Raw genomic sequence first — 14,703 nt, forward strand, 5'->3', positions numbered from 1 at the left:
AAAAGTGGAAAACGATGAGTTAAAAGATATTCTTTTAGAAAGAGATGATGACGCAAGAGGATTGAAGCTAAAAAAACTTCTGATATTTATAGTAGCTCTTATTATACTTTTTTTGATTATTGTAGTGGCTATGAAGCTAGTAAATTCAAGCGATCCTTCACAAGCTCAAAATGAAGCTGATTCGAGACTAGTACTTCCTCCAGTACCAGCTGAGCAGCCAGTAGATAGACAAGCTCCGATAGCTGATACAAATTCAGACAATAAAAAAGGCGATACACAGCTTTTTGAGCAAGTACCGATCGTGCCTGAAAATAAGCAACAAGATGAATTTGAAGATATGATCAAAAAGCTAAAAGATAAAGAAAACAATAAGCCTGTTTCTAAAACTGAAGAGCCAAAAGAGATAGTTAAGCCTATCGAAAAGCCTGCTGAAATACCAGCAAAAAAAGCTGAGACAAAGGCAGATGCTCCAGTTAAAAAAGTCGAAAAGGTAGCAGCTACTGATAAAAAGAGTGAGGCAAAACCAGCTAAGACTGAAAATAAAGTAGATAAAAAGATTGAAAAAAAGGCTGAAACCAAAATAGAAAAAACGGACAAAAAAGCTGAAGTAGCTAAAAGTGAACCTGCCACAAAAGGCTCTTACGTTCAAGTGTTTGTGACTAGTAAATTTAATCCAAATGCTGAATATATGAAGAAGATCGCTGCTAAGGGATATAGTTACAAGACTATAAAAGTTGGTGAACTGACTAAAATTTTAGTTGGTCCATTTGATGAAAAAACGCTTCAAAAAGCAGTAGGCGATATTAGAAAAGATATCAATAAAGACGCTTTTATCTTTAGAGCAAAATGAAAACATTCGCAGTCTTTGGAGACCCGATAGCTCACTCGGTATCTCCGAGGCTGCACAACAAAGCCATTGCAGACCTGGACTTAAAAGCACTTTATACAAGGGTCTTGTTAAAAGATGGCAGCGAATTAATCAATAAATTTAAATCCTTAAAATTAAACGGTGCAAACGTAACACTTCCACATAAAGAGTGGGCTTTAAATTTAGCCGATGAAGCTTCAGATATAGCTCGTAAAATAGGCTCTGCAAATACGCTTGTGCTTAAAAAAGACAAAATTTATGCGTATAACACAGATGCGCCCGGGTTTTTAAAGGCAATAAAAAATTTTAAAGATGTAAAAAAAGCTATTGTTCTTGGAGCTGGCGGTACTGCAAATGCCATAACTTATGCATTAAAAGAACAAGGCGTTGATGTTTGCATACTAAATAGAAGCAAAGATAGGTTTGAGAAATTTAAAGATGAGTACAAATGCTTTAGTTGGGATAACTACGAAGAGCAAAAATTTGATCTAGTCATTAACTCGACCTCTGCTGGTTTAAAGGATGATTTTCTACCAGCACCTAAAGAAATTTTAAAAAGCATTTTTAAGGATGCTAAATTTGCATTTGATGTGATTTATGGCAAGCAGACACCATTTTTAGAAATGGCCAAGCAAAATAGCCTTGACGTAAAAGATGGCGCCGATATGCTTTTGTATCAAGCAGTTCTAGCACTAAATTTATTTTTTAATAATACACTCAATGAGTCAAAGATCGAGCGCTCAATGAGAGAAATTTTCTATCTATAATAGCCACCAGTATTTATTTTTGTAAAAATTTATGGCTTGTATAAAAACATTTTGATTAAAATTTTTATTGAAAGTAATTGGAGTAAATATAAAAAGCAGGGAAGATCCCTGCTAAATTTTACTATTCGTTTGTTTTGATATAAGCGTAGTCTGAAATTTTAGTCCATTCTCTTGCTTTTTTAAGGAAAGCTCTTTGTGACTCAACGATCTCTTTAAATAGTGGATCTTTAGCACTCTCTTCATCAAGAAGCTCATTTGTGGCTTTTTTAAGAGCTGCGATTACTTCTGGTGGGAAAGATTTTACTTGGATGTCTGGATACTCGCTCTTCATTTTATCCCAGTACTCGACATTTGAATAAAATACTTTTGTATTTGCATCTCTTGCTACTTCGGCTGCAGCTGCTTCAAAGATCGCTTTTAGGTCATCTGGAAGCTTCTCGTATGATTTTTTATTAAAGAAAAATTGAGTTTCACCGTTTGGCTCTTGCCAGCCTGTGTAGTAGTATTTTGCCACTTTGTGAAAGCCAAGTGCCATATCATAAGCTGGGCTAACCCATTCGACTGAGTCGATCGTTCCCATCTCAAGAGCCATATAAAGCTCACCAGTTGGGATAGTATTGATGTTAGCGCCAAGTTTAGCGTAAATTTCACCACCAAAGCCCGGAATTCTTATCTTTAAACCTTTGATATCATCTAGTGATTTTATCTCTTTTTTAAACCAGCCACCCATTTGCATGCCGGTATTTCCAGCTCTAAAAATTTTGATATTGTATGGATCGTAAACTTTTGCCTCAAGCTCCTTACCACCGCCAAATTCATACCAAGCTGTTTGCTCGTCAGTATTCATCATAAATGGAGTTGCTGTAAAAAATATAGTTTTAGCATCTTTGCCTTTATAATAATAGCTACTTGTGTAGGTAATGTCGTATTGACCGCTTTTAGCAAAATCAAGCATTGCAAAAGGTGATTTATGCTTTGATGGATAATCAATCCTTAGCTCAAGTCTGCCATTACTCATCTTTTCAACTTTATCCTTTAGCTCTTTTGGCACATCACCAAGCACTGGCATAGTGCTCTCCCATGAGCTAGCAAGCTTTAGCTTATAAACTTTATCATCTCCCATAGCAACGCAAGCAACAGCTGCTAAACCAAGAGACGCTAATAAAAATTTATTCATATCTTCTCCTTTGAAATTTTGCCTATTATACAAAAAATTACATTATTAAAATGTGTTATAATCGCAAAAATCAAATTTATGGGGCATAAAATGATAAAAAAGACAAAAATCGTAGCTACTTTGGGGCCAGCAAGTGATAATGAAGAGACAATGGAAGCGATGGTAAAAGCGGGTGTTAATGTCTTTCGTTTAAATTTTAGCCATGGGACACACGAATACCATAAATCAAACATTGACAAGATAAGAAATATCGAAAAAAAGCTAAATAAAAGAATAGGAATTTTACAAGATATCTGCGGCCCAAAGATCAGAGTTGGCAAGCTTAGTGAGCCATTTTATCTAAAGGCCGGTGATGAACTTAGTATCCATGCTGATGAGATCATCGGTGAAAAAGTGGAAAAAGGAATTTATAAAGTAAGCCTAAACCAGCCTCAAATTTTGCCTATGCTAAAGGTTGGCGAGTATGTCTATCTCTATGATGGCTCTATAAGAGCAAAGGTCATTAGTGAAGGCAAAGAAGTAGTAAAAACTATCATTGAAAATGATGGAATTTTAAACTCAAATAAAGGCGTAAATTTCCCAAATACAGCCCTTGGCATAGAGATCATCACGCAAAAAGATAAAGAAGATATGAAATTTGGCGCAAAGCATGGTGTAAATTTTGTTGCTATTAGCTTTGTGCAAGATGCAAATGACGTAATAAAGGCAAAAAATATCTTAAAAGAATTTGGCTCAAGAGCTGCTGTTTTATCGAAGATCGAGAAATTTGATGCAGTAGAGAATATAGATGATATCATCGCAAAGAGTGATGGTATCATGGTGGCTCGTGGCGATCTTGGTATAGAGGTGCCATTTTATAAGGTTCCAACCATTCAAAAGCTCATCATCAAAAAGGCAAATGCAGCAAGCAAGCCGGTCATCACAGCAACCCAGATGATGCTAAGCATGGCAGAGCATGAGACTGCCACAAGAGCGGAGATCAGCGACGTGGCAAATGCTGTGCTAGACGGTACTGATGCTGTTATGCTAAGCGAGGAGAGTGCGATCGGTAAAAACCCAGTCGCGGTCGTAGAGGCGATGAGTCAGACGATCATCCAAACTCAAAGCATCTATCCATATAATAAATTTGATGAGTTTGATTTTTTTGATGAGACCGATATGGTGGCAAGTAGTGCCGCATCTCTTGCTGTTCGCATAAAAGCAGATGCACTAATCTCGATCACTGGCTCAGGAAAATCGGCTATAAAATTAGCTAGAAATCGCACAAATATCGACATCATCGCAGTTGCTCACGATGAACAAACAGCGCACATGCTTACTCTCGCTTGGGGTGTTACGCCAGCACTTGTACTAGAAAAAACAAAACTTAGCTCACTTTTAGCAAACGTCATGAAAAAGGCATATGAAGAGGGATATGTCGAACACGACAAGACCTATCTAGTAACCGCAGGTCACCCTACGGGCGTTGAGGGTAGCACGAACCTTATACGTATCATCAGACGCGATCAGCTTGATTATTATTTGGAGCTTGCAACTGAGTAAATTTATACTCTCTTGCAAATTTTAAAATTTTGCTTGCTCGTAAGAATTGACTGCTAAGATTCGTTCTTGCTTTTTATTTGGCTCAAATTTTATAGCCGAAATTACTCCTTCATGAAATTTTAAAATTTGCCTGATGCCTACTTAATATAACAAAGCAATTTTGCAAATTTTAAAATCTTACTCACTCGCCTTAGTAGACTACTAAATTTAGGCCACACTTCGTTTAGCACTAAATTTAGAGCTGTGGTATGCTCGATAATAAATTTTATAATTTGCTGGAAATTTAATATAACGCATGCAGTGCGTTAGTACTGAGGCATGCCACTTCTAACGTCGTCGGGGTTAGGGGATTGCTAAGGGGGAAGGGAGCGACTTCGTAATTCAAGCCTCTTCCCCTTAACGAAAGAAACAAACATTTAAATTTAACTAGATTGCTTTGTAAATTTTAAAATTTTCATCCACTCGCAAGAATTGACTGCTAAAATTTGGCTTCACTTACCGCTTAGCTCAAATTTTATAGCCGAAATTACTCCTTCATAAAATTTTAAAATTTGTGTGAAATTTACTTGTAAAAATTAGTATATATAAAATTTATTTTGAAAGAATTTGTGACGCTAAATTTAACGCCACAAATTAAATTTATTTTTTCTTTTTGCCTTTTGGCTCATCGCCTTTAAACCAGCTTTTTATCTTATCAAAGACGCTTTCATCGGTATTTGATTTACCTGATTCTATGCCAAAGCTAGCTTGAAGCTTATTTAAAAGCTCTTTTTGCTCATCGCTTAGTTTTTCAGGCGTTTGAATAGAAATTTGCGCTACGAGCCTACCTTTTTTACGCGAATTTACGCTTTTAATACCTTCATTTTCAAAGATAAATTGCTGCTTATCCTTTGCTCCAACAGGTAGTTTTAGCTCAGTTTCTCCTCGAAGAGTTGGAATTTTTATACTTTCGCCAAGTATAGCTTGCGTGAAAAAGACAGGAATTTCTAGATAAACATCGTCGTTGTGGCGAATGAAATGCTTATCTTCTTTTACGTTTATGCTTACATAAAGATCGCCTTGAACGCCGTTTGTACCGATATTACCTTTACCAGCTACTCTCATTCTCATGCCGCTATCAACGCCTTCAGGGATGGTAATCTTTACAGTTTGTTGCTGGATTTTATAAGCTTTCGCGTTACAATCGGGGCATGGTTCGCTTATTACTTCACCGCTTCCGTGACAATATGGACACTCTTGGACGATATTCATAAAGCCATTTCCACGTGTTATCCTGCCACTTCCGCCACAGTGCTGGCAAGTTTTACTTTTGCCGTCTTTACTGCCAGTTGCATTGCATGTTGGACAAGGTACTTTTTGATCAAATTTTATCTCTTTTTCGCAACCAAAAATAGCTTCGTTAAACTCCAAATTTATAGGAATTTCAAGATCGGCTGAGTATTTTTCAGAGTATCTTTTTCTCTGCCTAGAACTACTCGCAAAACCGCCACCAAAAAATGAGTCAAAAATATCTGAAAGATCAAAATCGGCACTAAATCCGCCACCGCTACCAAATCGACCCTCAAGGCCTTCTTTGCCGTATCTGTCGTAGATAGAGCGTTTTTGCTCGTCACTTAAAACTTGATAAGCTTCATTTATCTGTTTAAATTTTAGTTCAGCCTCTTTGTCACCAGAATTTCTATCTGGGTGATATTTTAAAGCAAGTCTTCTAAAGGCTTTTTTGATCTCATCTCCGCTTGCATTTCTTGAAATTTCAAGGATTTCGTAATAGTCAAATTCCACATTTTCCCTTGTTAATTAAGCTTATTTTAAATATGGGATTTTACCCAAAAAAGTTTAAATTTAAAAAAGAATTTACATTTTTGCCGTATAATCTCTACTATTTTTAATAAAAAGGATAATTCATGGTTAATGTTTTAATGATAGAAGACGATCCAGAATTTGCACAAATTTTATCTGAATATCTTGATAGTTTTAATATAAAAGTTACGAATTTTGAAGACCCTTATTTAGGGCTTAGTGCTGGAATAAAAAACTATGATTTGCTAATACTTGATCTTACTTTGCCGGGCATTGATGGGCTTGAGGTTTGTAAAGAAATTCGCCAAAAATACGACATTCCTATCATCATAAGTTCAGCTAGAAGCGATATTAGTGACAAGGTTGTTGGACTTCAGCTTGGTGCTGATGATTATTTGCCAAAACCATACGATCCAAAAGAGATGTATGCTCGTATCACAAGTCTTATAAGAAGATATAAAAAGACAAATGAAGTACAAGAAGAGGTCGTTGATAGCGCATTTAGGATCGATGATAAACGTCACGAAATTTACTTTAACAATGAGCCATTAGCTCTTACTCCAGCTGAGTATGAAATTTTGACATATCTTATCAAACAACACAGCTTTTCAGTCTCTCGTGAGCAGTTGGTTTATAACTGCAAAAGCCTAAAAGATAAAGATTCAAAGAGCTTAGATGTTATTATCGGACGCCTTAGATCAAAAATCGGTGATAGCTCAAAAGCCCCAAAACATATATTTTCAGTAAGAGGCATAGGATATAAGCTTATCGGATGAAATATTCCATAACTACGAAGATAACTATTATCTTTGCCATAGCTTTCTCGCTGATGTGCTTGCTCTTTGTAACTTTTGCAAACATTCAGCAAGAAAGCGCTTTAGAAAAACTAAAGGATAGACAAATAAGTGCGATGAACTATCTTGTCGCACTCTATGAACGTGGAAATCCCCCAAGAGATTTAGAACATTATTTTAAAAATTTTTACTTAGAGTATGTTGGAAATAAAAATTTAGCCACTTCAATAGCTACAAACGGAACTGTTGTTTTTACGCAGCACACACCTCTTGGAGTGGTGCAATCGGTTAATTACAAAGGCGATTTGTATTTGCTTATTAAAAATCCATCTTTTCAGCTACTTCTTGAAAGTAATGATGCAAGACACGTAAATGATCCGCTTTGGGTTGCATTTTTGATAGTTTCAGCCCTTCTCATCTCACTTTATGTTTCTGTTCTTAGAAGTCTTTCACCACTTAGAAGACTTAGTAAAGATATCAGAAAATTTGCCAGTGGAAATATGGAAATGGCGATGACGGCTAGGCTAAATGAAAACGAGCAAGATGAGATCGGACAGGTCGCTGTTGAGTTTGATAATGCCGTTTGCAAGATCAGAGAGCTCATCCGCTCAAGGCAGCTATTTTTGCGTGCGATCATGCATGAGCTAAAGACACCTATTGGTAAGGGCAGGATCGTCTCTGAAATGGTCGCAAATGAGACCCAAAAGATGAGGCTTATCAATGTGTTTGAGCGCCTTGAGATGCTGATAAATGAATTTAGCAAGGTCGAGCAGCTCCTTTCTAAAAGCTATGCGTTAAACTATCAAGAGTGCCATTTCTCGCTCATTTTAGAGCAAGTGCAAGATATGCTCATGCTTGATAAATTTGAAGAGCGAGTGAGCTGTGATATCAGAGATGATGTCATTTTAAGAGTGGATTTTCAGCTTTTTAGTTTGGCCATTAAAAATTTGATAGATAATGCCCTAAAATACGCAGAGGACAAAAAGGCCATCTTGATCTGCGATAGCGAATTTATAGCGGTTAAAAATTTAGGCAAAAAGCTAAATCATCCAATTGACTACTACAAACAAGCCTTTGTGCGTGGCGATAAGGTGAGTGCAGGAAGTGGTATGGGGCTTGGACTTTATATCATCGAGCAAATTTGTCAGATGCAAAAATTTGAGCTTGTTTATGACTACGAAGACGGCTATCATGTATTTAAAATTTTACTTAGATCAAAGGTGAAGCGAGCATGAAAAGAGGCTTAGAAAAATTTAACGAACTAACTGAGTCTTTTGCAAAGCTCCCTGGTGTTGGTAAAAAATCAGCCGCAAGGTTTGCCTATTTTGTCTGCATGCAAGATAGCTTTGCAGGGCTAAGGCTCGCTCAAAATATCGAAGACGCGGTGAGATTTATCAAGCGCTGTGAGCGTTGCGGTGGGCTAAGCGAAAATGAAATTTGTGACATTTGCAGCGATGAGAGTAGGGACAGCGACGTCATCTTGCTGGTTGAAAGTCCAAAAGATATCTTGGTTTTTGAGCAAAATGGCATCTACAATGGACTTTATTTTGTACTTGATGAGATCGACGAAGATGCCATAGAGAGGCTGCGAAGCGCTATCACGCAAAATGGTTCAAAAGAGGTCGTTTTTGCCTTTACGCCGGGGTTAAATTCAGACGCGCTCATGCTTTATGTCGAGGACAAGCTTGGTATGAGTGAAATTTCATTTAGCAAGATCGCTCAGGGCGTGCCAACTGGTGTAAATTTAGAAAACGTCGATATGCTTTCACTTTTAAAAGCCTACGAAAGCCGTACAAAAGCCTAATTAAACTTTCTTTTAGTTATAATTTTGCCTAAATTTATAGAAATTTAGCCAAGGCTCAACCGCTGCTAAATTTAAAGGATATAGGTTGATTTTACTCATAGATAATTACGATAGTTTTGTTTTTAATGTTGAGCAATATGTAAAAGAGCTTACAGATGAAGAGGTTAGATGTGTTAGAAATGACAAGATCACACTTGACGAGATCAAAAAACTAAACCCAAGCAAGATCATTTTAAGCCCAGGGCCAAAGCATCCAAAAGATAGCGGAGTTTGTTTAGAAATTCTAAAAGCCGACCTTGGCGTGCCAGTGCTTGGAATTTGCCTTGGACACCAAGCTATAGGGCTTAGTTTTGGCGCAAAGATAAAAAGGCTAGATGACCCACTTCACGGCAAGACCTCGTTTATTGACGTGAAAAACAAAGAGCCGCTTTTTGCTGGGCTACCTGAGCGCTTTGAGGTTATGCGCTACCACTCGCTTTATGTCGATGAGCTCCCAGCTGGACTAAGTGCTGATGCGGTGAGCGATGATGGCGTAGTAATGGCGCTTAGCGTAAAAGATAAGCCGATATTTGGCATCCAGTTTCACCCTGAGAGCTACTTTACACAATACGGCAAAAAGATCGTTGAAAATTTTGTAAATTACAAGGCAAAAGATGAGGTTAAAGAGCTAAAAATCCGCTCTCTTAAACCATATCTTATCAAGCTTCAAGAGAGCATACCGCTTGATGATAGCGACTTTGAGCAAATTTGCGAGATAATAGCCAGTAAAGAGTACGAGATCGTGCAGCTTTCAGCCCTTTTGGTGCTCATTAGCGAAAAGAGCCTCTATCCAAAAAGCCTCGCTGCGCTTGCAAAAAATATCCTAAAATACTCGCAAACCTACCGCGATGACACGCCTATGATCGATCTTTGCGGCACTGGAGGCGATGGCTTTAAGACGATAAATATCTCAACAACTGTGGCATTTATCCTTGCAAGCCTTGGCATAAAGGTCGCAAAACACGGCAACAAGGCAGTTTCAAGCAAGTCAGGTAGCTCTGATGTGCTTGAAATTTTAGGCGTAAAAAGTGAAAAATCACTGGCAAAACAGCGCGAAAATTTAGCTAGTAAAAATTTAGCCTTTTTCCATGCGCCATTTTTCCACCCACTAGTTGGTGAGGTCAGAGAAGTGCGCCAAAGACTTGGCATAAGAACCGTATTTAACGTGCTTGGACCACTTTTAAATCCAAATTTAAACCTTACAAATCAGCTAGTTGGCGTCTATCATAAGCCTGTCTTAAAACTCTACGCCCAGACACTTAAAATCCTTGGCAGAAAGCACGCTCTAGTCGTCCGCGGCGATGACGGACTGGACGAGATCACGCTTTGTAGTGAAACAAGCGTTGTGGAGCTAAAAAATGGCGAAATTTTTGAGTACAGCATCACGCCAGAGCAGTTTGGCTTTAAAAGAGCGCTTCACAGCGATATCGAGGGCGACATACCTGAAGAAAACGCCAAAACCTTGATCCGTACGCTAAAAGGCGAGGAGCAGGGGGCGAAATTTGACATCGTTGTCTTTAACGCGATGTTTGCGCTTTATGCAGCTGATGGCGCAAATAATCCAGACGAGGCTAAAAAAATGGTGCTAGAGGCGATAAATTCTGGCAGGGCGTATAAATTTTATGAAGAGTTTATAAAGGCTGGGGCTAATGGCGCTAGTTAAAATTTGTGGTATCAAAACGCTAGATGAGGCGAGTGCGGTTTGTGCTTTGGATGTTGATTTTATCGGGTTAATATTTGCTAAAAGTAAAAGAAGGGTTGAGCTAAATTTAGCTAGGCAGATAGCGAAATTTGCTCACAACAAGAGTAAAAAAGTAGTTGGCGTTTTTGCTGAGCAAAGTGAGTGCGAGATAATAGAAATTTGCCAGTTTGCTGGTCTTGATGTGGCTCAAGTGCATGGAGTGGTGAGTGAAAATTTAGAGACAAATTTAAAAGATATGGGGCTTGAGATTTGGCAGGTTTTTAGCGTGAAAGATAGCTTGCCAGAGGTTGATTTTAAGCATTTTGACATGGCGCTTTTTGACTGCAAGGGCGAAAATGCTGGCGGAAACGGCACTAGCTTTGAGTGGGAAATTTTAAAAGAGGTTAAGTTTAAATTTGGCATGGCTGGAGGCATAGGCGAGCACAACATAAAAGAGGCGCTGAAATTTAAGCCATATCTAGTCGATATCAACTCCAAAGTCGAGGACGAAAACGGCATAAAAGATGCGCAAAAGATAGAGAGAATTTTAAAGATCATAGGTGAGGTAGAAAATGAACACTAAAGCATATTTTGGAAAATTTGGCGGGCAGTTTGTGCCTGAGACGGTGATGTTTGCCCTTGATGAGCTAGAAAATGCTTATGAGAGCATCGCAAAAACAAAAGAGTTTAAAGACGAGCTTGATGATCTTTTGAAAAACTACGTTGGCAGGCCTAGTCCGCTCTTTTTTGCAAAGCGCCTAAGCGAGCACTACGGACATGAAATTTACCTCAAGCGTGAGGATCTAAACCACACGGGCGCGCACAAGATAAATAATGCTCTAGCTCAAGCGTTGCTTGCTAAAAAAATGGGTAAAAAGAAAATTTTAGCTGAGACTGGAGCTGGACAGCATGGCGTGGCAACAGCGACTGCAGCGGCACTTTTGGGCTTAGAGTGTGATGTATATATGGGCGCAACAGACGTGGCTAGACAGCAGCTAAATGCCTTTCGTATGCAGCTTCTTGGCGCAAAAGTGGTGAGCGTAGAAGACGGCTTAAAAACGTTAAAAGAGGCGACTACGGCGGCTATTCAAGCATGGGTAAATGAGATAGAGAGCGCATTTTACGTCATTGGCTCAGCCGTTGGTCCGCACCCATATCCAAAGATCGTGCGTGACTTCCAAAGCATCATCGGCACAGAGGCCAAAGCTCAGCTTGCAGATTACGGCAAAAAGGCCGACTACGTCATTGCCTGCGTTGGCGGCGGCAGTAATGCTATTGGTATTTTTAGTGCGTTTTTGGACGATGAGAGCGTAAATTTGGTAGGTATAGAAGCTGGCGGCCTTGGCATAGAGACGCCTTATCACGCAGCTACGCTTAGCAAAGGTAAAACCGGCATCATCCACGGCATGAAAACGACCGTGTTGCAAGATGAGTATGGCATGATCTCGCCAGTTCACAGCATCTCAGCAGGCCTAGACTACCCAGGCATCGGCCCAGAGCACGCCCACTTAAACGACATCAAAAGGGTAAGATACGAAGCCGTGACCGACGATGAGTGCATAAATGCCTTGTATTTTCTAAGCAAGATGGAGGGCATCATCCCAGCCATCGAGAGCGCGCACGCGCTGGCATATCTAGAAAAGCTTTGCCCAAAACTCGATAAAAAAAGCGTCATCGTCGTAAACGTCTCAGGCAGGGGCGATAAGGACATAAACACAGTTATCGGCTACGAAAAAGGAAAAATTTATGGATAAGATAAAAAGTGCATTTAGTGGCAAAAAAGTAAACATCGGCTACATCGTGGCTGGATATCCAAGCCTAGAAAAAACGAAGGAATTTTTAGAAAATTTAGATGAGAGTACACTTGATCTAGTCGAGATCGGCATCCCTTACTCTGACCCACTAGCTGACGGAAAACTCATCGCGCAAGCTAGCTTTGAGACAGTGCAAAACGGCGTAAATACAGATATTGTCTTTGATATGCTTGAGAGTTGTAAGGCAAAAGTGACAAAGCCACTCGTTTTTCTGGTCTATTTTAATATCATCTTTGCTTATGGCGTTGATAAATTTCTAAAAAGATCAGTTGAGGCTGGAGTTAGCGGCTTTATCGTTCCGGATCTGCCTTGCGAGGAGTGCGAGGAGTTTGCTCTAAAATGCAAGGAGCTAAATTTAAGCCTGATACCACTTATCAGCGTCACCTCTGGGGGCAGGGCGGATGGAATTTTGAAATTTGGCTCAGGATTTATTTATGCTCTTGGTGCGATCGGCGTTAGTGGCTCAAAAAGGGCTGATGAAGACAGGATAAAAAATTTGGTCCTAGAGCTTAAGAAAAAGAGTGATCTGCCAGTGGCTGTGGGCTTTGGTATAAAAAACAAAGATGATGTTAATGAAGTAAAAAAATATGCTGACGGAGCGATAATAGGTACGCAAATAGTTAAGCTTTGTGCCGAATTTAGTGGTGAAAAGCTAGCAAAAGAGATAGATAAACTCTTTTAAAATGCTTAATAAATTTATAGCTAATTTAGTAAAGCCAAAGTATAATTGAAAATGCATTTCAAGTCTTAAGGAAGAGATATGAGAAAAGTTATAGATGAAGCTACAAGCTATCTTTGCAAGGATACTTTAGGGCTAGATTTAGAGTTTGGCAAGAGTCTGGGCAAAGGATTTTACGGAGCTAGCATACCAGTCTATAAGGGCAAAAGCGAGTATCATTTTTACCTATTTTTTAAAAAAGATACTTTGAAAATTTTCATGAATGCCTTTTTTGGTCACGAAGATGTTGATGGTGGCGATCTGGACGATCTTTGCAAAGAAATAGCTAATCAAATCATCGGCAAGGCTAAAAATCTGCTAAACGAAAAAGAGCCAAATGCGTACAAACTAGGAACGCCTGAATTTTTAGGCGAAGTTGAAAATTTTGGCATAAAGCTAAAAGAGAAATTTGTATATAAAATAAAAAATAGAACATTTCAAATAGGCTACGACATACAATGAACGACGAGAGTGCGATAGAGACACTAGAGCAGTTAGGGCTTTTTAAGAGCTATGATGAGCTTATGGATATAAGTGTTGATTTTATAGCTGAGCTAGGAACTACCACGGTTAGTATAAATGAGCTTTTGAAATTTGAAGCTGGCTCAGTCATAGACCTTGAAAAGCCAGCTGGTGAGAGTGTGGAGCTATATATAAATAATAGAATTTTTGGAAAAGGTGAAGTAATGGTTTATGAGAAAAATTTAGCCATCAGGATAAATGAAATTTTGGATTCAAAGTCAGTTATTCAGTACTTCAAAAAAGAACTTTTATGAAATTTATACTATTTTTCTTACTTTTTGCAACTCAAATTTTAGCTTCAAATCTATTAACTTACAATATCTATGAACGTGCTGATAGAGTCGATATTATGCTTAGCTTTGATGCACCTTATGAAGGAAATATCTTTCAAAAGCGCGAAAAAGATACAACATCTTTGATATTAAATTCTCTAAATTACGATCAAAGTGCTAGCAAAGACATAAACTCAAAAATTATTCAAGAGCTTGAGATAGAGCCAAAGCAAAACTCACTTGTCTTAAATTTACGCTCAAATGATGCTATTATCGTAAATGCTTCAAAGACGACTGATAGTTTTGGGCTCCGCATTCGTGTAACTCTAAAAAATGCAAAACCTCAAATACAAAATATGCCTCAAGCTAGTGCAAAAATAGAGACCCCTAGTACTCCAAAGGCAGATGAAGAGCCTATGCTGAATATAGACTCAAGATATTTTATAGTCTTAAGTGTGCTTATTGCGCTTCTTGTATTTTTATATGTATTTAAAAGATATATTACTTCAAAGAGTAATGATTTTGGCGGATTTAAAACACCTAGAAATCAGTCTCAAAATGATACAAAATCAATGAACTGGCTACTTAAAAATCAAAATAGTGGCGTAAATATCATCTATGAAAAATATCTTGATCGTACGAATAAACTAATGTTACTAAGCTATGAAAATAGGCGTTATTTAGTGATAGTTGGTAGCTCAAATGTAATGCTTGATAGCTTTGGTGAAGACAAGATACAAAATGAGCAGGATTTTGCTATATTTTTCGAAGAGAACAAGAAAAAACTAAGCTCATTTTTAGAAGAGCGAAAAAATAGTTTAAGTAACTATAAAGATAAAATGAGCGGAGAATTTTAGTAGTTTTAGCTAAAATTCTCATCCAATTTAAATTTTTATGCGTTAAAG

Annotated in this window: 15 protein-coding genes; 13 read left to right on the plus strand and 2 right to left on the minus strand. The window is 38.2% G+C overall.

The features are described from left to right. Positions 1-4: 4 nt before the first annotated feature. Together F3H00_RS05950 and F3H00_RS05955 are read left to right on the plus strand one after the other, a co-directional pair. Positions 5-850, plus strand: a complete 846-nt coding sequence (locus F3H00_RS05950; protein ID WP_148799116.1) for an SPOR domain-containing protein — start codon at positions 5-7, stop codon at positions 848-850. Further along, positions 847-1,635: a shikimate dehydrogenase gene (locus F3H00_RS05955; protein ID WP_148799118.1), complete on the plus strand. Its 789-nt coding sequence runs from the start codon at positions 847-849 to the stop codon at positions 1,633-1,635. The genes F3H00_RS05950 and F3H00_RS05955 overlap by 4 nt, the downstream gene beginning before the upstream one ends. Before the next feature lie 121 nt (positions 1,636-1,756). Here the strand turns inward: F3H00_RS05955 and F3H00_RS05960 are convergent, their stop codons facing one another. Beyond that, positions 1,757-2,812 (minus strand): TRAP transporter substrate-binding protein, encoded by a 1,056-nt coding sequence (locus F3H00_RS05960; RefSeq protein ID WP_021091622.1) that lies wholly within the window; start codon positions 2,810-2,812, stop codon positions 1,757-1,759. A 90-nt stretch (positions 2,813-2,902) separates the two neighbouring features. On the opposite strand from F3H00_RS05960, the gene pyk reads away from it, so the two are divergent. Further along, entirely contained in the window at positions 2,903-4,354 is a 1,452-nt protein-coding gene (pyk, locus tag F3H00_RS05965) for a pyruvate kinase (RefSeq protein ID WP_148799120.1), read from the plus strand. A 639-nt stretch (positions 4,355-4,993) separates the two neighbouring features. Here pyk and dnaJ read toward each other — a convergent pair. Then, positions 4,994-6,136 carry a molecular chaperone DnaJ gene (dnaJ, locus tag F3H00_RS05970; protein ID WP_054197114.1) on the minus strand — a complete coding sequence of 381 codons (1,143 nt, stop codon included), beginning with the start codon at positions 6,134-6,136 and terminating at the stop codon, positions 4,994-4,996. Positions 6,137-6,258: 122 nt separating this feature from the next. On the opposite strand from dnaJ, the gene F3H00_RS05975 reads away from it, so the two are divergent. The 10 genes from F3H00_RS05975 (at position 6,259) to F3H00_RS06020 (ending at position 14,655) form a co-directional block, all read left to right on the plus strand. Next, positions 6,259-6,930: a response regulator transcription factor gene (locus F3H00_RS05975; protein WP_021091583.1), complete on the plus strand. Its 672-nt coding sequence runs from the start codon at positions 6,259-6,261 to the stop codon at positions 6,928-6,930. Further along, positions 6,927-8,183, plus strand: a complete 1,257-nt coding sequence (locus F3H00_RS05980) for an ArsS family sensor histidine kinase (protein ID WP_148799122.1) — start codon at positions 6,927-6,929, stop codon at positions 8,181-8,183. Before F3H00_RS05975 ends, F3H00_RS05980 begins: the two co-directional genes overlap by 4 nt. Further along, the gene (recR, locus tag F3H00_RS05985) at positions 8,180-8,752 is read left to right on the plus strand and encodes a recombination mediator RecR (protein WP_107858553.1); all 573 of its coding nucleotides are present in this window, start codon (positions 8,180-8,182) and stop codon (positions 8,750-8,752) included. The genes F3H00_RS05980 and recR overlap by 4 nt, the downstream gene beginning before the upstream one ends. Before the next feature lie 85 nt (positions 8,753-8,837). Further along, positions 8,838-10,454 carry an anthranilate phosphoribosyltransferase gene (gene trpD / locus F3H00_RS05990; protein WP_148799124.1) on the plus strand — a complete coding sequence of 539 codons (1,617 nt, stop codon included), beginning with the start codon at positions 8,838-8,840 and terminating at the stop codon, positions 10,452-10,454. Further along, positions 10,441-11,055 carry a phosphoribosylanthranilate isomerase gene (locus tag F3H00_RS05995; protein ID WP_107686773.1) on the plus strand — a complete coding sequence of 205 codons (615 nt, stop codon included), beginning with the start codon at positions 10,441-10,443 and terminating at the stop codon, positions 11,053-11,055. The genes trpD and F3H00_RS05995 overlap by 14 nt, the downstream gene beginning before the upstream one ends. After that, positions 11,045-12,226: a tryptophan synthase subunit beta gene (gene trpB, locus F3H00_RS06000; RefSeq protein WP_148799126.1), complete on the plus strand. Its 1,182-nt coding sequence runs from the start codon at positions 11,045-11,047 to the stop codon at positions 12,224-12,226. The genes F3H00_RS05995 and trpB overlap by 11 nt, the downstream gene beginning before the upstream one ends. Continuing rightward, positions 12,219-12,968 carry a tryptophan synthase subunit alpha gene (gene trpA / locus F3H00_RS06005; protein ID WP_148799128.1) on the plus strand — a complete coding sequence of 250 codons (750 nt, stop codon included), beginning with the start codon at positions 12,219-12,221 and terminating at the stop codon, positions 12,966-12,968. The genes trpB and trpA overlap by 8 nt, the downstream gene beginning before the upstream one ends. 78 nt (positions 12,969-13,046) lie before the next feature. After that, on the plus strand, positions 13,047-13,466 hold the full coding sequence (locus F3H00_RS06010) for a chemotaxis protein CheX (protein WP_084041241.1): 420 nt from the start codon (positions 13,047-13,049) through the stop codon (positions 13,464-13,466). Further along, positions 13,463-13,780, plus strand: a complete 318-nt coding sequence (gene fliN, locus F3H00_RS06015) for a flagellar motor switch protein FliN (protein WP_021091807.1) — start codon at positions 13,463-13,465, stop codon at positions 13,778-13,780. The genes F3H00_RS06010 and fliN overlap by 4 nt, the downstream gene beginning before the upstream one ends. Then, positions 13,777-14,655 (plus strand): excinuclease ABC subunit A, encoded by an 879-nt coding sequence (locus F3H00_RS06020; RefSeq protein ID WP_148799130.1) that lies wholly within the window; start codon positions 13,777-13,779, stop codon positions 14,653-14,655. Before fliN ends, F3H00_RS06020 begins: the two co-directional genes overlap by 4 nt. The last annotated feature ends 48 nt before the right edge of the window (positions 14,656-14,703 follow it).

Source organism: Campylobacter concisus (assembly GCF_902460845.1).
Classification (GTDB): Bacteria; Campylobacterota; Campylobacteria; order Campylobacterales; family Campylobacteraceae; genus Campylobacter_A; species Campylobacter_A concisus_X.

Excerpts from the sequence above, each read along its gene's own strand:
- F3H00_RS05955 (WP_148799118.1), top strand. The coding sequence starts at position 847 with ATGAAAACATTCGCAGTCTTTGGAGACCCGATAGCTCACTCGGTATCT.
- F3H00_RS05960 (WP_021091622.1), bottom strand. The coding sequence starts at position 2,812 with ATGAATAAATTTTTATTAGCGTCTCTTGGTTTAGCAGCTGTTGCTTGC.
- pyk (WP_148799120.1), top strand. The coding sequence starts at position 2,903 with ATGATAAAAAAGACAAAAATCGTAGCTACTTTGGGGCCAGCAAGTGAT.
- F3H00_RS05975 (WP_021091583.1), top strand. The coding sequence starts at position 6,259 with ATGGTTAATGTTTTAATGATAGAAGACGATCCAGAATTTGCACAAATT.
- F3H00_RS05980 (WP_148799122.1), top strand. The coding sequence starts at position 6,927 with ATGAAATATTCCATAACTACGAAGATAACTATTATCTTTGCCATAGCT.
- recR (WP_107858553.1), top strand. The coding sequence starts at position 8,180 with ATGAAAAGAGGCTTAGAAAAATTTAACGAACTAACTGAGTCTTTTGCA.
- F3H00_RS05995 (WP_107686773.1), top strand. The coding sequence starts at position 10,441 with ATGGCGCTAGTTAAAATTTGTGGTATCAAAACGCTAGATGAGGCGAGT.
- trpB (WP_148799126.1), top strand. The coding sequence starts at position 11,045 with ATGAACACTAAAGCATATTTTGGAAAATTTGGCGGGCAGTTTGTGCCT.
- trpA (WP_148799128.1), top strand. The coding sequence starts at position 12,219 with ATGGATAAGATAAAAAGTGCATTTAGTGGCAAAAAAGTAAACATCGGC.
- F3H00_RS06010 (WP_084041241.1), top strand. The coding sequence starts at position 13,047 with ATGAGAAAAGTTATAGATGAAGCTACAAGCTATCTTTGCAAGGATACT.
- fliN (WP_021091807.1), top strand. The coding sequence starts at position 13,463 with ATGAACGACGAGAGTGCGATAGAGACACTAGAGCAGTTAGGGCTTTTT.
- F3H00_RS06020 (WP_148799130.1), top strand. The coding sequence starts at position 13,777 with ATGAAATTTATACTATTTTTCTTACTTTTTGCAACTCAAATTTTAGCT.